Source organism: Streptomyces sp. NPDC002676 (assembly GCF_053592455.1).
The window spans coordinates 435874-456250 of the sequence record NZ_JBSFVT010000004.1 but is presented as its reverse complement, the minus strand read 5'-3'; the positions used below and the strand labels follow the sequence as shown (position 1 = coordinate 456250).

Here is a 20377-nt window from a genome sequence, read left to right as displayed (position 1 = left end):
GGGCGGGCAGAGCCAGCTCGGGGTGCGGGTGGGCTGAGTGTGGCCGGCGGGCACGGGTGTGGCGACCGGCAGGGTGTGGACGTGCCGACGGCGGCGGACCGGGTGTGCTCGCGGTGCGGGTCGGCTGACGGTGGCGGGTGGAGCCTGTCCGTGGTGCGGGGTGGCTGACAGCACAGGACCGGGCCTGCTCGTGGGGCGGGCTGACCGGGGCGGGCAGAGCCAGCTCGGGGTGCGGGTGGGCTGAGTGTGGCCGGCGGGCACGGGTGTGGCGACCGGCAGGGTGTGGACGTGCCGACGGCGGCGGGCCGGGTGTGCTCGCGGTGCCGGTCGGCTGACGGTGGCGAGCCGGGCCTGCTCGCGGTGCGGGCGGGCTGAAGGTGCCCGACAGGGACCGGGGGTATGCCGGCCTGGCGGCCGGCAGGGCGGCGGTGTGGCCGTCGGCAGGCCTGGGCGTGTTCGTCGTGCGGGTCGGCTGGGGGCGTGCGAGGGTACCCGCAGAGCGACCGTGTGATCACCGCGAGTCATCGTAGATTCACCGCTGACCGAGGCCTTCGGAGGTACCCCCATGCCCGCCGCCCTGTCCGACCGGCTCAAGTCCCTGCTCGACGGTCCCGTCTTCATCGTGGTCGGCACGATCCAGCCCGACGGCAGTCCGCAGCTGTCCCCTGTGTGGGTGAAGCGGGACGGGGACCAGATTCTGTTCTCCACCACCGTCGACCGCCGTAAGAAGAAGAACCTCGACCGCGACCCCCGCGTGAGCGTCGTCGTCCAGGACCCCGAGATGCCGTACGTCTACGGCGAGATCCGGGGCACCGCGGAGCTCAGCACGGACGGCGCCAGAGAACTGATCGACGAACTCTCGATGAAGTACACCGGCAAGAAGTACGCGGAGTTCAACCCGGCCTCCGCCGGCGACGCCGACCGCGTCGTCGTCAGGATCACGCCGAAGAAGGTCGTGGGCATGTTCTGAGGCAAGCGGCACGAGGCACCACCCGGCGCCCACTACCCTGGAGTGGTGACTATTCGCCTGTACGACACCAACGCCCGGCAGATCCGTGACTTCACCCCGCTCAAGCCGGGCTGTGTCTCGATCTACCTCTGTGGTGCCACCGTGCAGGCGCCACCGCACATCGGGCACGTCCGCTCGTATCTGAACTTCGACATCATGCGCCGCTGGTTCCAGTACCGCGGCTACGACGTCACGTTCGTCCGCAACGTCACCGACATCGACGACAAGATCATCGCCAAGGCCCAGGAGCAGAACCGGCCCTGGTGGTCGATCGGGTACGAGAACGAGCGCGCGTTCAACGACGGCTACCACGCCCTCGGCTGCCTGCCCCCGACGTACGAGCCCCGCGCCACCGGCCATGTCACCGAGATGGTCGAGATGATGCAGGGCCTCATCGAGCGCGGGCACGCCTACGAGGCCGACGGCAACGTCTACTTCGACGTACGGTCCTTCCCGCAGTACCTGGAGCTGTCCCGGCAGGAGCTGGACAACCTGCTCCAGCCCTCCGGCGAGGGCGAGACCGGCAAGCGGGACCCGCGCGACTTCGCCATGTGGAAGTCCGCCAAGCCGGGCGAGCCCACCTGGCCGACCCCGTGGGGAGAGGGCCGCCCCGGCTGGCACCTGGAGTGCTCGGCGATGGCCCACAAGTACCTGGGCTCCGCCTTCGACATCCACGGCGGCGGCATCGACCTGATCTTCCCGCACCACGAGAACGAGATCGCCCAGGCCAAGGCCTACGGCGACGAGTTCGCCCGGTACTGGCTGCACAACGCCTGGGTCACCATCGCCGGCGACAAGATGTCCAAGTCGCTCGGCAACAGCGTGCTGGTCTCCGAGATGACGAAGCAGTGGCGGCCCATCGTCCTGCGCTACTACCTCGGCACCCCGCACTACCGCTCGATGATCGAGTACAGCGAGGAGTCCCTGCGCGAGGCCGAGTCCGCGTTCGCGCGGATCGATGGCTTCGTGCAGCGCGTCACCGAGCTGGCCGGGAAGAGCGTGGAGCCGGCGGCCGAGGTCCCGCCCGCCTTCGCCGAGGCGATGGACGACGACTTCGGCGTGCCGCAGGCGCTCGCCGTCGTGCACAACACCGTCCGCCAGGGCAACAGCGCGCTGGCCGCCGACGACAAGGACGGCGCGATCGCCCGCCTCGCCGAGGTGCGGGCCATGCTGGGCGTGCTCGGCCTCGACCCGCTCGACCCGCACTGGGCCGGCGAGGACGCGCGCCGCGGCGAGGAGCTGAACGGCGTGGTCGACAGCCTCGTCCGGCTCGTCCTGGACCAGCGCGAGTCCGCTCGCGCCCGCAAGGACTGGGCCACCGCCGACGCCATCCGCGATCAGCTGAACCAGTCCGGTCTGGTCATCGAGGACAGCCCGCAGGGCCCGCGCTGGACCCTCGGCGCCCGCTAGCCCCGCATGATCGACTGTGCCGCCCGGCCCCCCGGGCGGCACACTGCATAAACGTACGTACGAAGCTCAACGGAGACGAGTAACTCATGGCCGCGAACAACCGCCGCATGTCCGGCAAGAAGGGCGCGCAGGTCGGCAGTGGCGGCCAGCGGCGCCGAGGCCTGGAGGGCAAGGGGCCGACCCCGCCCGCCGAGATGCGCAAGGGTCACGCCAAGCAGCGCGCCGCCGCGGCCAAGGTCCGCCGCGCGCAGGGCCGCCCGCAGCAGCGCCGGGGCGGCGGCAGGTCGGCGTCCGAGCTGGTGGTCGGCCGTAACCCGGTGATCGAGGCGCTTCGCGAGGGCGTGCCCGCCTCCACCCTCTACGTCCAGCAGTTCATCGACAACGACGAGCGCGTCCGCGAGGCCCTCCAGCTCGCCGCCGAGCGCGGTGGCATCAACCTGATGGAGGCCCCGCGCCCCGAGCTGGACCGCATGACGAACGGCCTCAACCACCAGGGCCTGGTCCTCCAGGTCCCGCCGTACGAGTACGCGCACCCCGAGGACCTCGCCGACGCCGCCTACGACGAGGGCGCCGACCCGCTGATCGTCGCGCTCGACGGCGTCACCGACCCGCGCAACCTCGGCGCGGTCGTCCGCTCCGTCTCCGCCTTCGGCGGCCACGGCGTCGTCGTGCCCGAGCGCCGCTCGGCCGGTATGACGGCCGGTGCCTGGAAGACGTCCGCCGGTGCGGCCGCCCGCACCCCGGTCGCCCGCGCCACCAACCTGACGCGGACCCTGGAGGCGTACAAGAAGGCCGGGATGACGATCGTCGGCCTGGCCGCCGACGGTGAGGTCGAACTCGGTGACCTGGAAGCCCTCGAGGGCCCGGTGGTCATCGTGGTCGGCAGCGAGGGCAAGGGCCTGTCCCGCCTGGTCGGCGAGACCTGCGACTTCCGGGTGCGCATCCCGATGCCGGGTGGTGCCGAGTCGCTGAACGCCGGTGTGGCGGCGGGGATCGTGCTGTACGAGGCGGCGAGTCGGCGCGCCTGAACAGGCGTCCGCAACTTCACCCGTAGGGGGTAATTCTGGCGTCCAACCGGCGTTCGGGGCGAGCTTGACGGAGTCCGGACACATCCGGGCGGACCGCGGCAGTGTCCTAACTCCGCATCACTCGGTTAGATGAGTGTGGACACCAGAACACCCCGCACACCCACGGGGGACCGCTCGTCGGGCTTCAAGTCCGGGCTCGACGACGCTCCCGCGCTGAGCATGGTGAAGGTGCCGAGCGATCCGGCGCAGGTCATCGTCAATCACGCCAGCTTCCGCGTGCAGCTGGGCGCCTCGGCCAAGCGCAGCCAATACCCGCGGATCGCCCGGCCCCTGAACGCCGGCCAGGACACCGCGCGCATCCCCGGCGTGGGCGGCGCGGGCCGGGCGGGCGCCGCCTCCGGCCGCCGGCGCCCCGTCGTCTGGAGCGGCAGGTCCGCCCCTGACGACACCGGTGCGCACCGGCTGCTCCAGGCCGTGCGGGGCAGCAGCGTCCGCCACCCCGACGACCCCGCCACCGAGGCCGGCGCCACCCAGGTCATCCCGCGCGTGGAGACCGGCTACGCCGACGCCTACGGCCACCTCGACCAGAGCGTCGAGACCCCGGTCCTCGGCCGCCAGCGCACCGCCCCCGACGGCGGCACCCGCCTCCTGCCGCACATGCGCACGGTCGGCAGCGCCTACGACGAACCGCCCTACGGCGAACCGCCCTACGGCGAACCTCCGTACGGTGACGACGAGTTCGACGAGTACGACGACTACCCGCCGGACCCCGGCGACACCGGCGCCCCCCGCCACACCAGGCGCCAGAGCGACGACCCATCCCGGCACGCCTACTACCCCGGGCGTCGCATGAACCTGGGCGTCGTCCTCCTCCCGCTGCGCATCTTCCTCGGCTTCATCTCCATCTACGCCGGCATGGGCAAGCTCTGCGACCCCGTCTACTTCGACGGCGGCAAACGCGGCTCCATGGTCAAGTGGCTCAACACCCTGCACCCCTGGGACGTCGCCGAGCCGCTGCGCCAGTTCGCCCTGCACCACCCGGTCGGCTCCGGCCTGGTGATCGCCTTCCTCCAGGTGGTCGTGGGCGTCCTCACCATCCTCGGCTGCTGGCAGCGCGTGGCCGCCGTGCTCGGCGCCCTGCTCTCCGCCGCCCTGATCGTCACCGTCAGCTGGAAGACGGTCCCGGCGTACGACGCCCCCGACATCATCTACCTCGCCGCCTGGTCCCCGCTGATCATCGCGGGCGCCCCCGTCTACTCCGTGGACGGCCGCCTCGCGGGCAGCGCCTGGCGGCGGCTCGGCCCCCGCGCCGACATCTGGGAGCTGCGCCGCTACGTCCTGCGCCGCGGCGCCCTGATCACGGCCGTCACGGTCGGCCTCACCCTGCTCCTCGGCTCCCTGCTCGGCGGCGCCGTCCGCGACTCCAGCCGCGTGGTCGTCCCCGGCCCCGGCGAGGCCCCGCGCAACAACCTGCCGGGCTCCCCGCTCCCGGAGGAGCCGGGCAAGCGGCACCGCAGCACCCCGTCGGCCCCCGCCTCGCCCACGGGCGGCGCGACGACGGCCGGCGCGAGCCCCTCCGGCGCGGCGGCGACCCCGGGCGCGACCCGCACCACCACCGGCGGTACGACCACGACCCCCAGCCAGACGCAGGGCACCACGGGTCAGATCCCGCCCCGCAACTCCGCCCCGTCAGGCGGCGGCGCCCCCAGCACCACGACAGGCCCCACAGGCGGCTCCACCGGCTCCCCCGCCGGCGGCAGCCCGACCAGCACCGGCGGCAGCTCCTCCACGGGCCAGCCGGGGCTGGTGGGCGGTCTGCTGGGCTGATCCAGGAAACAAACGAAACAAAGGGGCCCCGTACCAGGAGAGGTACGGGGCCCTTTTGGCGTCGCTCACCGACCCAGGGCAGCCAGTTCCTTGGCCGCTTCCGTCAGATCCTTGGCCGTATCGATGGCCCGCCAGTAGGCCCCCTGCGGAAGGGGGAACCCGGCCAGCTTCCGCTCCCTGGCCAGCCGGGGAAACGTGGTCCGCTCGTGATCCCCCCGCTCCGGCAGCATCGAGGCGAACTCGGGCGAGAAGACGTACACACCGGCGTTGATCTCGAACGTCGACGGCGGCGCCTCGATGAAGTCGGTGATGTGCCCGAAGCCGTCGGTCTTCACCGCACCCCACGGAATCCGCGGACGTGCCAGCGCCAGGGTCGCGACGGCATCCCGCTCCGTGTGGAAGTCGGCCATGTCCCGCAGGGAGAAGCGGGTCCAGATGTCGCCGTTGGTGGCGAACCACGGCCGGTCGGGGTGGGGGAGATGCGCGGCGGCGTACTTGAGGCCGCCGCCGCGGCCGAGGGGCTCGGTCTCCACCACGGTGGTGACGGACACGGGCAGGTCGGCCGTGTCGAGCCACTTCTGCAGGACCTCGGCGAGGTGGCCGCAGGAGACCACCACGTCCGTCACGCCCTCCTCGGCGAGCCAGGTCAGCTGGTGACCGATGATCGGCGTGCCCGTACCGGGGATCTCGACCATCGGCTTGGGCCGGTCATCGGTGTACGGACGCAGCCGTGAGCCCTGGCCACCGGCCAGGATGACGGCTTGAGTGGGGCGGAGGGCGGCGCTCGGATGGGTCATGACCGCACTGTACGTGGCGCCCCGACCGGGTCCGGCGGCAGCGGCGTGCTCCTTAAGGTGCCGTTACCGACTTCCCAACCGCCGCTTGCCCGGTACCGGAGCGGCATCGGGCAAGCAGGCGTCGTACCTCGGCTCAGCTGTGCGCGGCCAGCACGCCCGAGGCGAAGGCCGTGTCGCACACCGGGCGGGCGTACGACTGCGCGCGCGAGGCGCCGTAGATGCGCACCGCGGTCCGGCCGAGGGTGCGGGCGATGGACGTGCAGTGCCGGGCCAGCGCGGGGTGGCCGTTGACCGCCTGCTGGAGGTGGGTGAGGACCACCCCCGGGTTCTTGTGCTGCAGCTCGGCGACCAGCTCGTCGCGGAGCACGTCCTGCGGGGCGCGGGCGGCCGACTTGGCGGGGACCACCGTCGCGGAGACGTCCGTGGCGGTGAGCACCGAGCTGGAGGGGCTGCCCGTCCAGTTGACCCGGGTGACCGCGAGGGTCCCCGAGAGCACCAGGACGACGGGCAGGACGAGGGCGAGAGTGCGGCCGATCCGGCGGGCAGGGCCGCCCCGGTGGCCGCGTCGCGTCTGAGGAGTGGTGGAGTGCTTCACGCGTGTGAGGGTAGCGCCCGGTAATGACGTGGCGACATTGAGTCACTCTAATGGGGGATGAGATCGCGCCGCATTCTGGGTAGGGGGTTGACCTTTCTCCGCCCGACGGCCGCGCTACGGCCGCCCGACGGCAAAGCAAAGGACCCCGCAGCGATCTGCGGGGCCCTTGCCGTCACTTGCGTCAGTCGGAGAGACGGGCGCCCGTGGAGGTCGAGAACACGTGGATCTCGCCCGGCCGCGGTACGACGTGCAGGGTGGAGCCCTTCTCCGGCACCTGGCGCCCGTTCACGCGGACCACCAGGTCCTTCATCTCGCCGCCGACCTCGGCGGAGCCGTAGACGTAGCCGTCGGCGCCCAGCTCCTCGACGACGTTCACGGAGACGGCCAGACCGGCCGGCTGGTCGGCGCTGTCCTTGGACAGGGAGGCCGCGGTGGAGCCGTTCAGCTCGACGACGTCGAAGTGCTCGGGGCGGACGCCGACCGTCACCGTGCGGTCACCCTTGTCGGCGGCGGCCGTCAGGGCGTCGCGGTTGACCGGCACGACGCTGTTGCCGAACTTCACGCCGCCGTCGGTGATCGGGACCTCGACCAGGTTCATGGCCGGGGAGCCGATGAAGCCGGCGACGAAGAGGTTCGCGGGCTTGTCGTACATGTTCCGCGGCGAGTCGACCTGCTGGAGCAGGCCGTCCTTCAGCACGGCCACCCGGTCGCCCATCGTCATGGCCTCGACCTGGTCGTGGGTGACGTAGACGGTGGTGATGCCGAGACGGCGCTGCAGCGAGGCGATCTGCGTACGGGTGGACACGCGGAGCTTGGCGTCCAGGTTGGACAGCGGCTCGTCCATGAGGAACACCTGCGGCTCGCGCACGATGGCGCGGCCCATCGCGACACGCTGGCGCTGACCGCCGGAGAGCGCCTTCGGCTTGCGGTCCAGGTACTCGGTGAGGTCGAGGATCTTCGCGGCCTCCTCGACCTTCTGCCGGATCTCCGCCTTGTTGACGCCGGCGATCTTGAGCGCGAAGCCCATGTTGTCGGCGACCGTCATGTGCGGGTAGAGCGCGTAGTTCTGGAACACCATGGCGATGTCCCGGTCCTTGGGCGGCAGGTGGGTGACGTCGCGGTCACCGATGCGGATGGCGCCGCCGTTGACGTCCTCCAGACCCGCGAGCATCCGCAGGGAGGTGGACTTTCCGCAGCCCGACGGGCCGACCAGGACGAGGAACTCGCCGTCCTCGATCGCGATGTCGAGCTGGTCGACGGCGGGCTTGGTGGAACCCGGGTAGATCCGGGTCGCCTTGTCGAACGTGACAGTGGCCATGGTGAATGGGCCCCCTTCTACCGGCAGGAACGTGCCGGACGATCCGTTGTAGGAAGGTGGTTGATGTAGTCCACGCGAGTGAACAGGATCAGGACGGTACCTGCCGTTCACCAGGTATGTCAGTAGCCGCGCCCCTGTGAACTTCGCGGAAATTTTCGACAGGGCCGGGCCGGGACGTGGGTACACTGCACAGGCACACACCCCGGGTGGGTGCAGGCCTCCTTAGCTCAGCTGGTCAGAGCGCCGCTCTTGTAAAGCGAAGGTCGTCGGTTCGAATCCGACAGGGGGCTCTGAAAAAAGCCCTCTGCCCGCGGACTTCCCGCGGGCAGAGGGCTTCTTCGTGGGTGCGGCCGAGCGGTCAGCCGATGGTTGCGATGCCGTCGGTCGTGATGGTCGGGCGGCCCGAGGTGCCGACCACGACGATCTTCAGGGTGTGCTTGGCGGAGCTGGACCAGGTCTTGGTCCAGATCGCCTGGCGGTAGAGGGTGGTGGAGGACTTCAGGTCCACCGTGGTGACCTTGGTGCCGTCGACGTAGACGTACGCCTGGCCGGAGGTGGAGGCCCGCGAGACGATCCAGGCCACCGAGCGTCCGGTGAAGGTCCAGCTGATCGAGGCTGCGGCGGACGAGGAACTGTAGGAGTAGCCGCCGAGGTAGCTGGTGCCGCTCCGCTGTGCCCAGGTGCCGGTCCGGGTGGTGGAGGTCTCCTGGACGATGTTCGGCGTCCGGGAGACGGAGGTGCCGCCGGCGTTGCCGGCCACGTCGTACGCCTTCAGGGCGAACAGGTCCGAGGTGCCGGGCTTGGCGCTGGTCGGCCAGGAGGTCACCGTCGGGCCGAAGGTGGCCGAGGACGGCGAGGTCGCCATGACCTTGGCGAGCGCGGCGTTGTCGGCGGCCTTCCAGGTCACCGTGACCGGGACGGCGGTGGAGTTCACCGTGCCGGTGCGCACCTGCACGCCGGGGGCGGTCGGGAAGGTGGGCGCGGTCGTGTCACCGACCAGGGTGACCGAGCCGGACAGCGTGGTCGCCCCACGGACGTGGGTGGCGCGCACCTGGACGGTGTGGCTGCCGGAGGCGACCGAGATCGAGGCGGAGCGGGCGGAGCCGGAGGCGTGCGCCACGGCCTTGCCGTCGACCAGGACGTCGAAGCCGGAGATCACCGCGGACGGCGTGGCGGTCGTCCAGCTCACCGTGGCCGCGCCCTTGGTGTAGTAGCTCGTCCCGGACTTGGCCGCCCCGCCGGACATTCCGGTGACGGAGACCGCGCCGACCGGGCCGGCCGCGTAGGAGCGGATCGTGCTCAGGGCGTTGTAGAGCTGGTTGCCGGGGCAGTCGGTGGCGAAGCCGTTGCGGTGCCCGGAGATCGCGTTGAAGTTGTAGCTGTTGCCCAGGGTGAAGCCGTAGCTGTCGGAGGCTCCCTCGGGCAGCGACGCGGTAGCGGTGCCCGGGTTCACGCCGGTCATGCCGAACTTCCAGGCCGCGATGCGGGCGATGGAGCCCAGCATCGCCTGGCTCGGCGTGGCCCCGGGGAAGGTGCTGGCCGTGGAGTCGCCGCCGCTGAGGTCGGTGTACGTGCCGATGGCGGCCACGCCCATGCTGTTGGTGTTGAAGCCGTAGGTCTGGGCGCCCACGAGCGGCAGCGCCATCCCGCCGAAGCGGCCCTCGAAGATGGTGCCGCACTTGTCGACGAGGAAGTTGTAACCGAGGTCGCGCCAGCCCTGGTTGAGGTGCTCGGCGTAGATGCCGCGCACGATCGCCGGGGAGTCGGCGCAGGAGTAGTTGTTGGTGGTGTCCGTGTGGTGGACGAACATCACCTTCACCGCCGAGCCGTACATCGGGTAACCCGATTCCCGCGCGCACTCGTCCGCGCCCCAGCCGGCCCGGGTGACCACGGTGGGCGGCGCCACCGTCGAGGTGGTCGCGGCCGGCATCGGGTCCGGCGGGGTCGGCGACGCCGACGCGGAGGGGCTGCTGGAGGAGGTCGTGCAGGACGGGTACGCCTCGGACAGCGACGGGAGCTGGCTGGGCCAGGGTGTCGGAGACGCGCTTGGCGAGGTGGAAGCGGTGGCGGAGGCGGAGGTCCCGGTGGACGGCGTGCCGGATGCCGAGTCCGTGGCCGAGGCGGAGTCCGTGGGCGAGGCGGAGTCCGTCGCGGTGGGGGAGCCCGAAGCGTCGCTGCCTGCCGTGGCCGTCGCGGTGTCGGTCGGGGCGACGCTGTCCGTCGGCGTCGCGGTGTCGGTGGCTGCCGTGCCCATGGCGTATCCCGCCAGGCCCATGCCGGAGTCCTGCGTCCCGCCGGTGGCGGGCTTGCCCGGGTCGACCAGGTCCACCCGCAGCCCGGCGGGCAGCGCGGTCGTCCTGCCCGCGCCGGTCGCGCGTACCTGGATTCCGTTCGACGGCCCGGACCACATGGGCGACATTCCGCCCCGCACACCGGGACGGTTCAGCTCGGCGGCGTCGGGGATGTCGTCAGGCTGCTGCATCTTCAGCCATGAGGTCCAGTGGCCGCTCGTGGCGGAACGGGTCCGTACCTCCACCGTGCCGCGCAGCTTGGCGTGCGCGCCGTTCCAGGTGACACCCACCATGCTGAACGGAGCCGTGGACCGGGCCCCCAGCGCCTTGAGCGACGCACTGGCCCCGGCCAGGGACAGCGAGTGGACATGCGTCTTGATCGGTCCCGGCGTGCCCGACGCTCCGGCATGGCCTCCCGACCCGGCCATCGCTACGGTTGCCAACGCCGCGCCGCCGCCGGCGACGACCGCCCCCAGCGCCACCCACGTGCGTGTCTTCAGACTGACTCGACGACGACCGCGTCGAACCCTCTGTTCAGTTCTCATGCCCCACCTTGAAGCTCCGTCGTAGTCGTCATCACGGGTATCGCAGGGCACAGCTGTCACAGGAGCACCCAGGAATACCAGCGCGCGCGAACGTTGAAGCGTCACCGATCCCGGAGGGGCTTCACATAGGTGCAACCAAATGGGTACACAGGGGATGAAACTGTTCCCTGTAGGACGCCGTACGGGGGCTCTCCGAGAGCTGTGCGGGGGCGTCATGAAAGTCGAACTGCTCCAGCAGGCCGCCGATGTGCTCTACGACGTGCCGGACGAGACGCACCAGGAGATTCTCGCGCTCATCGGCGCGGTCTCCCACGACACCACGACACAGGAAGCGGACCTGTCCGCGGTCTTCGGCGAGTGGTGCTGGCTGGTCTACACCGTGCACGGCGACGTCATCGAGGTGCTGGACGTCGGCTGCGTGCGGTGAGCGCGCGGTAGGGAGGTGTCTGCCGTGGGGGCGACCTTCTCGCTGGGACGCGTGGCGGGCATCCGCGTCGGCGTGCACTGGAGCGTCCTGGTCATCTTCCTGCTGATCGCCTTCGGGCTCGCCGAGGGGCGGCTGCCCCACGCCCATCCGGGCAGCCCCGGCTGGGCCTACTGGCTGGCGGGCGTGACGACGGCGGTGGTGTTCCTGCTGTCCCTGCTGGCCCACGAGCTCGCCCACATGCTGGTGGCCCGCCGCAACGGGGTCGCCGGCGACGAGATCACCCTGTGGCTGCTGGGCGGGGCGGCACGCCTGCGCAGCGAGGCGCCCGGTCCGGCCGCGGAGCTGCGCATCGCCGGTGTCGGGCCGCTGGTCAGCTTCCTGCTGGGCGGGGTGTTCGCCCTGCTCACCTGGTGGGCGCACGCGCTGCGCGGCCCGGCGCTGCTCGTGGAGTCGCTCGCCTGGCTGGCCGGGATCAACATCCTGCTGGCGGTGTTCAACGTGCTGCCCGCCGCGCCCCTGGACGGCGGGCGGCTGCTGCGCGCCCTGGTGTGGTGGCGCACCGGCGACCGGCTGCGGGCCACCGCGGTCGCCACGGCCGCCGGACGCATGCTGGGCTGGCTGCTGGTCGCCGCCGGCCTGTACATCGCGATGACCCGCGAGTTCGTCGACGGGCTGTGGCTGCTGCTCATCGGCTGGTTCATGGTCGCGATGGCGACGCTGGAAGGCAGCCAGGCCAAGCTCCGCGAGCTGCTGGCCTCCGTACGCGTCCGGCAGGCGATGAGCGCCGATCCGGTGACCGTGGTCGCCGGGACGACCGTGGGGGAGTTCCTCGGCGGTCCGTCGTGGCGCTACCGGCACTCGGCCTTCCCGGTCGTCGATCCGGAGGGGCATCCGCTGGGGCTGGTCAGTGTGCGGCAGGCGGGCCAGGTGCCGGAGGCCGACCGCGGCTCGACCACGCTGGAGGCGGTGATGGTGCCGCTCGCCGACATCCCGGTCGCCGGCCCCGACGACTCCCTGGCCCAGCTGCTGCCGAACCTGGAGGCCGGCCCCGCCCGCCGGGCCCTGGTCGTCACGGACGGCCGTGTCGTCGGCATCGTCTCCAGCTCCGACGTCAGCCGGATCATCACCTGGCTCTCCTCCAGTGCGCCGCCGGGCGCGGGCGTGAGGGCGGCTCACTAGCAAGGGACCAGGGGCGATGGCGTGGATGGCCGCGGACGGCGACGAGCTGGTCGTACGACTGACGTGGCGGGAGCGGCTGGCCGCGCGGCGCGGTGAGGTGCGGGTGCCGCTGGCGGCGGTGTGCCGGGTGACCGTCGAGCCGGACTGGTGGCGTGCCCTGCGCGGGGATCCGGTGCGCGGGTTGTGGATCCCCGGGTTCCGGTGCATCGGCACGCGCTGCCACCTGGGCGGCGCGGATTTCGTCGTCCTGCGGCCGGGCCGGCCCGCCGTCTGCGCAGAGCTGTGGCCCTCCGCGCCGTTCCGTCTCCTCGCCGTCTGCGTGCCGACCCGTGCGGAGGCGGAGGCGACGGCCCGCTCGCTGGCCGGAGCCGCACCGCACCTCGACCTGTCCACGCCGTGCCGGCAGCCGCTCCCGGTCCCCGGGGAGGACGCCCGCCGGCCCGCCCTCCGGGGATGTCGGTCACGCCCGGGACGGCACCGGCGTGCGTGAATCGGCTCATGCGAATCAACCGGGGCCTGAGTGCGGTGGGGGCGTTCTTCCGCAGTTCTCCCGGCACGTACGTGTGGCTGGCGGTCCTGTTCGTCACGACCGTCGCCCTGCACCGCATGTCGCCGGAGTTCGAGGAGCACTTCCTGCGGCAGCGTTCGACGAACATCCACGAGCTGTCGCGCAATCCGGTGCGGGTGCTGGTGGCGAGCGCGATGTGGGTCGACACCGGGCACTGGTTTCCGTACGCCTTCCTGTACACCGTCTTCCATGCGCAGGTGGAGCGCTGGCTGGGCACGGCCCGCTGGCTGGGGGTGTGTGCGCTGGCGCATGTGCTGGCCTCGCTGCTCAGCGAGGGCATCCTGCTGAAGGCGATCCGGGACGGGATCGCCCCGCACTCGGCGGTCAACACCCTGGACATCGGGGTGAGTTACGCGCTGGCCGGGGTGATCGGGGTGCTGGCGTACCGGATCGCGCCGCCCTGGCGGTACGGGTACGTGCTGCTGGTGCTGGCGGTCTTCGGTCTGCCGCTGACCGATGGGGCGACCTTCACCGACTTCGGGCACTTCTTCTCGGTGCTCATCGGGCTTGCGTGTCAGCCGCTGGTCAGAGGCCGTGGAAAAGCATGGAATCCGAAGGAGACACTGGCCGCCCTGAGGGGTTAACGTCCCGCGCATGAGCAGCTCGGCAAGCAGTGCCGTCAACGGCGGCATCTCCTTCTGGTACGCGGACGACGGCCTTCCGGCGATGCGGGAGCCGCTGACCGGGGACGCCTCGGCGGACGTGGTGATCGTCGGCGGCGGGTACACGGGCCTGTGGACGGCGTACTACCTGAAGAAGGCCGCCCCCTTCCTGCGGATCACCGTCCTGGAGCAGAAGTTCTGCGGTTACGGCGCCTCCGGCCGCAACGGCGGCTGGCTGTACAACGGCATCGCGGGCCGCGACCGGTACGCGAAGCTGCACGGCCACGAGGCCGCCGTACGGCTGCAGAAGGCGATGAACGACACCGTGGACGAGGTCGTCCGGGTCGCCCGGCACGAGGGCATCGAGGCCGACGTCCACCAGGGCGGGGTGCTCGAAGTGGCCACCACGCCCGCCCAGTTGGCGCGGCTCAAGGCGTTCCACGAGCACGAGCTGTCGTACGGCGAGAAGGACCGCGAGCTGTACGGCGCCCGGCAGACGGCCGAGCGGATCAGGATCGCGGACGCGGTCGGCTCGGCCTGGACCCCGCACGGGGCCCGGCTGCACCCGGTGAAGCTGGTGAAGGGGCTGGCGGCGGCCGTGGAAGCCCTCGGCGTCACCATCCACGAGGCGACTCCGGTGACGGAGCTCCGTCCCAAGCACGCCGTCACCCCGTACGGCACCGTCCGCGCGCCCTACGTCCTGCGCTGCACCGAGGGCTTCACGGCGTCCCTGAAGGGGCAGCGGCGGACCTGGCTGCCGATGAACTCCTCGATGATCGCCACCGAGCCGCTGACGGACGAGCAGTGGGCGGCGATCGGCTGGGAGGGCCGGGAGACCCTCGGCGACATGGCGCACGCCTACATGTACGCGCAGCGCACCGCCGACGGCCGGATCGCGCTCGGCGGGCGCGGGGTGCCGTACCGCTTCGGCTCGCGGACGGACAACGACGGTCGTACGCAGGAGGCGACGATCGAGGCGCTGCACGAGATCCTCGTGCGCTTCTTCCCGGCGCTGGCCGGGGTGCGGGTGGAGCACGCCTGGTCGGGTGTGCTGGGGGTGCCGCGCGACTGGTGCGCGACCGTCACCCTGGACCGTTCGACGGGCCTGGGCTGGGCGGGCGGTTACGTCGGCTCGGGCGTCGCCACCGCCAACCTGGCCGCCCGCACGCTGCGCGACCTGGTCCAGCAGGACTCGGGGCAGGCCGGCCGCACCGAGCTGACCGACCTGCCGTGGGTGAACCACAAGGTCCGCAAGTGGGAGCCGGAGCCCTTCCGCTGGCTCGGCGTGCAGGGCATGTACGCCACCTACCGCGCCGCCGACCAGCGCGAACGCCTGCGGCCGGGCACGGAGTCGTCGCGCCTTGCGCGGGTGGCGGACAAGGTGGCCGGCCGGCACTGAGGGGCTGGGCCCTGTAGGCCTAGGTGGCCGGCTCCGCGACCGGCGCGTCGGCCGGTGCCCGGTTCTTGGGGGCCTTGGCCGTCACGAACAGGCCCGCGACCACAGAAGCCATCAGCATCACGCCGACCGCCCACCAGATGGCCACGGTGTAGCCGTGCACCAGGCCCGCCCGGACCACGGCGGCCTTCTGGGCGGGGTGGTGCAGGTGGGCGGTGACGTAGCGGTCGCCGGCCGTGGTGGCGATGGTGTTGAGCAGGGCCGTACCGATCGAACCGCCCACCTGCTGCGCGGTGTTGACCGTGGCCGAGGTGACGCCTGCGTCACGCGGCGAGACGCCGGCGGTGGCGGTGGCGAAGATCGCCATGAACGTCATGCCGACGCCGACGCCCATCGGCAGCAGGGCGGGCAGGACCTCGGTGGCGTACGAGGAGTGCACGGTCAGCCGGGTCAGCAGCAGCAGGCCGGTCATGGCGAGGAGTGTGCCGGGCACCATCAGCAGGCGCGGGGCGACGTGCGTGAGCAGGCGTGCCGAGATCTGGGTGGAACCGGCGAGGATCGCGGCGGTCAGCGGCAGGAAGGCCAGGCCCGCCTTGACCGGCGAGTAGCCGAGGACGACCTGGAGGTAGTAGGTCATGAACAGGAACAGCGCGAACTGGCCGATGATCGCGAGCATCATCGTCAGGACGCTGCCCGCGCGGTTGCGGTCCTTGATGATGTGCAGCGGGAGCAGCGGGCTGGTCGCCCGCTGCTGCCACGCGACGAACAGCCCGAGCAGCAGCACCCCGCCCGCGAACAGGCCAAGGACCAGGGAGTCGGTCCAGCCGAGCGCGTCGGCCTCGCTGAAGCCGTAGACGAGCGCGACGAGCCCGCCACAGCCGAGCAGTACGCCGAGCACGTCCAGCCGGGCCCCCGCGCTCGCGGTGCCGGGGCGCTCGCGCAGGAGGGCGAAGGCGCCGAGCACCGTGACGGTGGCGATGGGCACGTTGACATACAGGCACCAGCGCCAGCTGAGGTACTCGGCGGTCAGGCCGCCCACGACGAATCCGACCGCGGTGCCGCTGCCGCCGAGGGCGCCGACGATCCCGAACGCCTTGGCGCGCTCTCGTGGGTCGGTGAACGTCGTGGTCACCAGGCTGAGCGTGGCGGGCGCGAGGATCGCGGCGAAGACGCCCTGAAGGGCGCGGGCGCAGAAGAGCATGCCGGAGGAGGCGGCCGCGCCCCCGAGCGCGGAGGCGGCAGCGAACCCGATCAGACCGATGACGAAGCTGCGTCTGCGGCCGACGAGGTCGGCGATGCGGCCGCCCAGCAGCAGGAGCCCGCCGAAGGCGAGGGCGTAGGCGGTGATGACCCATTGCCGGTTGCCGTCGGACATGTGCAGGTCGCGCTGGGCGGAGGGGAGCGCGATGTTCACGATGGTCCCGTCCAGGATCACCATGAGCTGGGCGAGGCCGACGACGACCAGGCCCCACCAGCGGTAGGGGTCGGCTTCGCCGGGTATGCCGGGAACGGCTGCGCCAGGTTCACCTGTTCGGCCGGCAGTCGAGGGGCCGGCCTTCATGGCTCTCTTCATGGTTCCAGCACCACCTTTCCGATCGTGCCGCGGTTCTCCAGCGCCCGGTGGGCGGCGGCTGCCTCGGCGAGCGGGAAACGGGTGACGGCCGGGCGCAGCCGGTCCTGGGCGGCCTCGGCGAGGGCGCGCAGTTCGAGTGCGCGCAGCCCTCCTGCCTTCTGGAGCATGGCCGGTCCGAGGACGGACTCGGAGAGGCCCTCGACGTGGTGCCCCTGGCCGGGCCCGATCCCCTCCGCCGACCAGCCGAAGACGAGGTGCCGCCCGCCCGGCCCGAGCAGCGCGACGGCTTCCCGGGCGACCTCGCCGCCGACGCCGTCGTACACGACAGTTGCCGTCCCCTCTTGATGCGCGGTTGGCCTCGCGAGTCCGCCCAGGTGGGCGCGGACCTTCGCGGGCCAGTCGGGGTCGGTGTAGTCGACGGCGAGATCGGCGCCCTCGGCCCGGACGCGGGCGGTCTTCTCGGCCCCGCCCGCGAGCCCGATCACCACCGCTCCGGCGTTCTTGGCGTACTGCACGAGCAGCGTGCCGATGCCGCCGGCCGCGGCCGGTACGACGACCACGTCGTCCGGTCCCAGCTCGGTGAACTGCACGATCCCCAGGGCGGTACGGCCCGTGCCGATCATGGCGACGGCAGCCGCGAAGTCCAGGTTCCCGGGGATCTCGTGCAGGCGCTCGACGTCGGTGACGGCGAGTTCGGCGTAGCCCCCGGGCGCGAAGCCGAGGTGGGCGACCACCCGCTTGCCCAGCCACAACGCGTCGACGCCGTCGCCGAGCGCGTCGACCACGCCCGCGACCTCCCGGCCGGGCACGGTCGGCAGGGCGGGCAGTTCGGGCAGCGGGCCCTGGTGGCCCTCCCGCAGCGCCGTGTCGAGCAGGTGCACGCCGGCCGCACGGACCGCGACACGCACCTGCCCCGGGCCGGGCACGGGATCCGCGACCTCTTCGAGGACGAGGTTCTCGGCCGGACCGAAGGCGTGCAGGCGGACGGCGTGCATGGGCTCCCCCAGGGCTGTGCTGGCTGTGTGGCTGTGTGCCTGTCGCTGTGTCTTTGTCGCGACTGGTGCCCGTCCACTCTTCAACCTCAACCAAGCTTTAGGTCAAGGGGGAATCGGCCGAGGGGGACTGTCAGTGGCGGGGTGCAGCATGGAGGCCATGACGAGGAGAGCGACGGGCGGGGCGAAGGTGAAGGGCGTGCAGCGCCCGGAGCTGCGGCTGCCGCCGCTGGAACCGTGGGCCGACGGAGAGTTGGAGCCGGACGGCGACTACGACGGGCTGGAGTTCCGGGAGGCGGATCTGGCCGGGCAGCGCGGGGCGGGCGCCCGGTTTCTGGACTGTGCGCTCAGAGACTGCGCGGTGGACGAGACGGGCCTGCGCCAGGCCCGCTTCCTCGACACCGTGCTCAGCGGCCTGCGCGGGGTCGGCACCGATCTCGCCGAGGCCACCTTCCGCGACGCCGAGCTGACCGACGCGCGCCTGGGCGGCACCCAGCTGCACGGCGCCGTCCTGGAACGGGTCGTGGTCCGCGGCGGAAAGCTCGACTACCTCAACCTCCGCGAGGCCCGCCTCAAGGACGTCGTCTTCGAGTCCTGCGTCCTGGTCGAGCCGGACTTCGCGGGCGCCCGCCTGGAGCGGGTCGAGTTCGTGGACTGCACGCTGAAGGAGGCGGACTTCAGCGGGGTCACGCTGACGGACGTGGACCTGCGCGGGGCCGCTTCGCTGGAGATCGCGCGGGGGCTGGACCGGCTGTCGGGGGCGGTGATCAGCACGGGGCAGCTGCTGGATCTGGCGCCGGTGCTGGCGGCGGAGCTGGGGATCCGGGTGGAGGGGTGAGTCGTCGTGGAGAGGTGAGGCTTCAGGGGATGCGGGGGAAGCGCGCCTGAAGGGTCCAGATCGCCGGGTTCTCCGCCAGGTCCTCGTGGAGGTCGGTCAGATCGGCGATCAGGTCGTGCAGGAAGTCGCGGGCCTCACGGCGGAGTTCGGCGTGGGAGAAGGTGAGCGGCGCCTCCTCGGCCGGCATCCAGTCGGCCTCGACGTCCACCCAGCCGAAGCGGCGCTCGAACAGCATGCGGTCGGTGGACTCGGTGAAGTCCAGCTCCGCGTGCTGGGGCCGGGAGGCCCGGGAGCCCATGGGGTCCCGGTCCAGCTGCTCCACGATGTCGCACAGCGCCCACGCGAAGTCCAGCACCGGCACCCATCCCCAGGCTGTGGACAGCTCCCGGTCCGACTCGGTGTCCGCGAGATAGACGTCCCCGCAGAACAGGTCGTGCCGCAGCGCGTGGACGTCCGCACGGCGGTAGTCGGTCTGCGGCGGATCCGGGAAGCGGTTGGAGAGGGCGTAGCCGATGTCGAGCACGGGAGAGATGGTGTCATGCCTGGTGAGCGGGCGCCCCCTTTAAGATCACTGACATGTCCAGATCCGTGCGTGTTGTCCCGGCCGTCGCGGGCGTGCTCGCCCTCCTCCTCGCCGGCACCGGGTGCGACGGCGGCGTGCGCGGCACCCCGGGCGGTCCCGGCGTGCGGGACCCGTACTTCCCGAAGGCGGGCAACGGCGGCTACGACGTCGACCACTACGACCTCGCGCTGGACTACACCCCCGGCACCGGCCGCCTCACCGGCAAGGCCGTGATCACCGCGCGGGCCACGAAGGACCTGACCGCCTTCGACCTGGACCTCGCCGGACTGCACGTCGACTCGGTCACCGTCGAGGGCAAGGACGCCCTCGTCAGCCGTTCCGGACAGGAGCTCACCGTCCGCCCGCACGACGACCTGCGCAAGGGCGAGACCTTCAGCACGACCGTCCGCTACTCGGGCGTCCCGCGGACCCTCACCGACCCCGACGGTTCCCAGGAGGGCTGGCTGCGCACCGCCGACGGCGCGGCCGGGCTCGGCGAGCCGGTCGGCTCGATGGCCTGGTTCCCGGGCAACAACCACCCCTCCGACAAGGCGACGTACGACATCACGGTCACCGTGCCGAAGGGCCTCCAGGCCGTCTCCAACGGCGAGTTGACGAGCCAGAGCGACAAGGGTGGCCGTACGGCCTACGCCTGGCACACCGACCGGCCCATGGCCAGCTACCTGGCCGTGGTCGCCATCGGCCACTTCGAGATCACCCGCACCACCGGCCCGCACGGCCTGCCCATCGTCACCGCCGTCGACCCCACCCAGGCCAAGGCGAGCAAGGGGGTGCTCGCGAAGATCCCCGCGATCATCGCGTGGGAGGAGTACAACTTCGGCCCGTACCCCTTCTCCTCGACCGGCGCGATCGTCGACCGCCCGAAGGACTCCGGCTACGCCCTGGAGACGCAGAATCGTCCCTTCTTCCCCGGCGCCCCCGACACCGACACCCTCGTGCACGAACTCGCCCACCAGTGGTACGGCGACGCGGTCACCCCGAAGTCCTGGCGGGACATGTGGCTCAACGAGGGCTTCGCCACCTACGCGCAGTGGCTGTACGACGAGGACCACGGCGGCGACAGCGCCCAGAAGACCTTCACGGACCTCTACAAGGGGGACGACGAGGCCCTGTGGGCGTACCCGCCCGCGAAGCCGTCGAGCGCGGCGCACATCTCCGACACGCCCGTCTACGAGCGCGGCGCGATGGTCCTGCACAAGATCCGGCAGAAGGTCGGCGACGATGCCTTCTACGACATCATCCAGGGCTGGGTCGCCACCCACCGCTACGGCACGGCGAGCACCGCCGACTTCACCGCGTACGTCGAGAAGAAGGCCCCGGACAAGGACTTCGGCGAGATCTGGAAGGACTGGCTGTACAGAGACGGCAAGCCGGACCACCCGTGACGTGACGCGACGAC

General features: G+C 71.6%; 18 protein-coding genes and 1 tRNA gene. 12 read left to right on the top strand and 7 right to left on the bottom strand.

What is annotated here, in order from left to right:
• The first annotated feature begins 565 nt into the window (after nucleotides 1–565).
• The 4 genes from ACWD3E_RS15385 (at nucleotide 566) to ACWD3E_RS15370 (ending at nucleotide 5274) form a co-directional block, all read left to right on the top strand.
• Nucleotides 566–970: a PPOX class F420-dependent oxidoreductase gene (locus ACWD3E_RS15385; RefSeq protein ID WP_451388029.1), complete on the top strand. Its 405-nt coding sequence runs from the start codon at nucleotides 566–568 to the stop codon at nucleotides 968–970.
• Between the two features lie 45 nt (nucleotides 971–1015).
• The gene (gene cysS, locus ACWD3E_RS15380) at nucleotides 1016–2419 is read left to right on the top strand and encodes a cysteine--tRNA ligase (RefSeq protein ID WP_451388028.1); all 1404 of its coding nucleotides are present in this window, start codon (nucleotides 1016–1018) and stop codon (nucleotides 2417–2419) included.
• A gap of 86 nt (nucleotides 2420–2505) precedes the next feature.
• Nucleotides 2506–3447 (top strand): 23S rRNA (guanosine(2251)-2'-O)-methyltransferase RlmB, encoded by a 942-nt coding sequence (gene rlmB / locus ACWD3E_RS15375; RefSeq protein WP_451388027.1) that lies wholly within the window; start codon nucleotides 2506–2508, stop codon nucleotides 3445–3447.
• A 129-nt stretch (nucleotides 3448–3576) separates the two neighbouring features.
• Complete coding sequence (locus ACWD3E_RS15370) at nucleotides 3577–5274, top strand: DoxX family protein (RefSeq protein WP_451388026.1); 1698 nt, start codon at nucleotides 3577–3579, stop codon at nucleotides 5272–5274.
• A 65-nt stretch (nucleotides 5275–5339) separates the two neighbouring features.
• Here the strand turns inward: ACWD3E_RS15370 and ACWD3E_RS15365 are convergent, their stop codons facing one another.
• The 3 genes from ACWD3E_RS15365 to ACWD3E_RS15355 form a co-directional block, all read right to left on the bottom strand.
• Nucleotides 5340–6071 (bottom strand): nucleotidyltransferase family protein, encoded by a 732-nt coding sequence (locus ACWD3E_RS15365; protein ID WP_451388025.1) that lies wholly within the window; start codon nucleotides 6069–6071, stop codon nucleotides 5340–5342.
• A 133-nt stretch (nucleotides 6072–6204) separates the two neighbouring features.
• Nucleotides 6205–6666, bottom strand: coding sequence for a hypothetical protein (locus tag ACWD3E_RS15360; RefSeq protein ID WP_451388024.1), 462 nt, complete (start codon nucleotides 6664–6666; stop codon nucleotides 6205–6207).
• 181 nt (nucleotides 6667–6847) lie between these two features.
• Nucleotides 6848–7984 (bottom strand): ABC transporter ATP-binding protein, encoded by a 1137-nt coding sequence (locus tag ACWD3E_RS15355; RefSeq protein ID WP_451388023.1) that lies wholly within the window; start codon nucleotides 7982–7984, stop codon nucleotides 6848–6850.
• Nucleotides 7985–8200: 216 nt separating this feature from the next.
• On the opposite strand from ACWD3E_RS15355, the gene ACWD3E_RS15350 reads away from it, so the two are divergent.
• A tRNA-Thr gene (locus ACWD3E_RS15350) sits at nucleotides 8201–8274 on the top strand.
• Between the two features lie 68 nt (nucleotides 8275–8342).
• Here ACWD3E_RS15350 and ACWD3E_RS15345 read toward each other — a convergent pair.
• Nucleotides 8343–10757, bottom strand: a complete 2415-nt coding sequence (locus ACWD3E_RS15345; RefSeq protein ID WP_451388022.1) for an N-acetylmuramoyl-L-alanine amidase — start codon at nucleotides 10755–10757, stop codon at nucleotides 8343–8345.
• A gap of 277 nt (nucleotides 10758–11034) precedes the next feature.
• Here ACWD3E_RS15345 and ACWD3E_RS15340 point away from each other — a divergent pair, with 277 nt between their 5' ends.
• The 5 genes from ACWD3E_RS15340 to ACWD3E_RS15320 are packed head-to-tail and all read left to right on the top strand — an operon-like array spanning nucleotide 11035 to nucleotide 14995.
• Nucleotides 11035–11247: a hypothetical protein gene (locus ACWD3E_RS15340; RefSeq protein WP_451350535.1), complete on the top strand. Its 213-nt coding sequence runs from the start codon at nucleotides 11035–11037 to the stop codon at nucleotides 11245–11247.
• A gap of 24 nt (nucleotides 11248–11271) precedes the next feature.
• Complete coding sequence (locus ACWD3E_RS15335; RefSeq protein ID WP_451388021.1) at nucleotides 11272–12426, top strand: site-2 protease family protein; 1155 nt, start codon at nucleotides 11272–11274, stop codon at nucleotides 12424–12426.
• Between the two features lie 16 nt (nucleotides 12427–12442).
• Nucleotides 12443–12916: a hypothetical protein gene (locus ACWD3E_RS15330; RefSeq protein ID WP_451388020.1), complete on the top strand. Its 474-nt coding sequence runs from the start codon at nucleotides 12443–12445 to the stop codon at nucleotides 12914–12916.
• An 8-nt stretch (nucleotides 12917–12924) separates the two neighbouring features.
• Nucleotides 12925–13578 carry a rhomboid-like protein gene (locus tag ACWD3E_RS15325; protein ID WP_451388019.1) on the top strand — a complete coding sequence of 218 codons (654 nt, stop codon included), beginning with the start codon at nucleotides 12925–12927 and terminating at the stop codon, nucleotides 13576–13578.
• A 10-nt stretch (nucleotides 13579–13588) separates the two neighbouring features.
• Nucleotides 13589–14995, top strand: a complete 1407-nt coding sequence (locus tag ACWD3E_RS15320) for an NAD(P)/FAD-dependent oxidoreductase (protein ID WP_451388018.1) — start codon at nucleotides 13589–13591, stop codon at nucleotides 14993–14995.
• Between the two features lie 19 nt (nucleotides 14996–15014).
• On the opposite strand, the gene ACWD3E_RS15315 is transcribed toward ACWD3E_RS15320, so the two are convergent.
• Complete coding sequence (locus ACWD3E_RS15315) at nucleotides 15015–16565, bottom strand: MFS transporter (protein ID WP_451388017.1); 1551 nt, start codon at nucleotides 16563–16565, stop codon at nucleotides 15015–15017.
• Nucleotides 16562–17560, bottom strand: a complete 999-nt coding sequence (locus ACWD3E_RS15310) for a zinc-binding dehydrogenase (protein WP_451388016.1) — start codon at nucleotides 17558–17560, stop codon at nucleotides 16562–16564. Before ACWD3E_RS15310 ends, ACWD3E_RS15315 begins: the two co-directional genes overlap by 4 nt.
• A gap of 157 nt (nucleotides 17561–17717) precedes the next feature.
• On the opposite strand from ACWD3E_RS15310, the gene ACWD3E_RS15305 reads away from it, so the two are divergent.
• Nucleotides 17718–18395, top strand: coding sequence for a pentapeptide repeat-containing protein (locus ACWD3E_RS15305; protein ID WP_451388015.1), 678 nt, complete (start codon nucleotides 17718–17720; stop codon nucleotides 18393–18395).
• A gap of 22 nt (nucleotides 18396–18417) precedes the next feature.
• On the opposite strand, the gene ACWD3E_RS15300 is transcribed toward ACWD3E_RS15305, so the two are convergent.
• Nucleotides 18418–18918: a hypothetical protein gene (locus tag ACWD3E_RS15300; protein WP_451388014.1), complete on the bottom strand. Its 501-nt coding sequence runs from the start codon at nucleotides 18916–18918 to the stop codon at nucleotides 18418–18420.
• Between the two features lie 53 nt (nucleotides 18919–18971).
• Between ACWD3E_RS15300 and ACWD3E_RS15295 the strand changes: the two genes are divergently transcribed.
• Complete coding sequence (locus ACWD3E_RS15295; protein WP_451388013.1) at nucleotides 18972–20363, top strand: M1 family metallopeptidase; 1392 nt, start codon at nucleotides 18972–18974, stop codon at nucleotides 20361–20363.
• The last annotated feature ends 14 nt before the right edge of the window (nucleotides 20364–20377 follow it).

What these genes read in the sequence shown, in the direction of transcription:
- ACWD3E_RS15305 (WP_451388015.1), top strand. Translation starts at nt 17,718, where the DNA reads ATGACGAGGAGAGCGACGGGCGGGGCGAAGGTGAAGGGCGTGCAGCGC.
- ACWD3E_RS15365 (WP_451388025.1), bottom strand. Translation starts at nt 6,071, where the DNA reads ATGACCCATCCGAGCGCCGCCCTCCGCCCCACTCAAGCCGTCATCCTG.
- rlmB (WP_451388027.1), top strand. Translation starts at nt 2,506, where the DNA reads ATGGCCGCGAACAACCGCCGCATGTCCGGCAAGAAGGGCGCGCAGGTC.
- ACWD3E_RS15310 (WP_451388016.1), bottom strand. Translation starts at nt 17,560, where the DNA reads ATGCACGCCGTCCGCCTGCACGCCTTCGGTCCGGCCGAGAACCTCGTC.
- ACWD3E_RS15355 (WP_451388023.1), bottom strand. Translation starts at nt 7,984, where the DNA reads ATGGCCACTGTCACGTTCGACAAGGCGACCCGGATCTACCCGGGTTCC.
- ACWD3E_RS15325 (WP_451388019.1), top strand. Translation starts at nt 12,925, where the DNA reads ATGCGAATCAACCGGGGCCTGAGTGCGGTGGGGGCGTTCTTCCGCAGT.
- ACWD3E_RS15295 (WP_451388013.1), top strand. Translation starts at nt 18,972, where the DNA reads ATGTCCAGATCCGTGCGTGTTGTCCCGGCCGTCGCGGGCGTGCTCGCC.
- ACWD3E_RS15370 (WP_451388026.1), top strand. Translation starts at nt 3,577, where the DNA reads ATGAGTGTGGACACCAGAACACCCCGCACACCCACGGGGGACCGCTCG.
- ACWD3E_RS15320 (WP_451388018.1), top strand. Translation starts at nt 13,589, where the DNA reads ATGAGCAGCTCGGCAAGCAGTGCCGTCAACGGCGGCATCTCCTTCTGG.
- ACWD3E_RS15340 (WP_451350535.1), top strand. Translation starts at nt 11,035, where the DNA reads ATGAAAGTCGAACTGCTCCAGCAGGCCGCCGATGTGCTCTACGACGTG.
- ACWD3E_RS15330 (WP_451388020.1), top strand. Translation starts at nt 12,443, where the DNA reads ATGGCGTGGATGGCCGCGGACGGCGACGAGCTGGTCGTACGACTGACG.
- ACWD3E_RS15385 (WP_451388029.1), top strand. Translation starts at nt 566, where the DNA reads ATGCCCGCCGCCCTGTCCGACCGGCTCAAGTCCCTGCTCGACGGTCCC.
- ACWD3E_RS15315 (WP_451388017.1), bottom strand. Translation starts at nt 16,565, where the DNA reads ATGAAGAGAGCCATGAAGGCCGGCCCCTCGACTGCCGGCCGAACAGGT.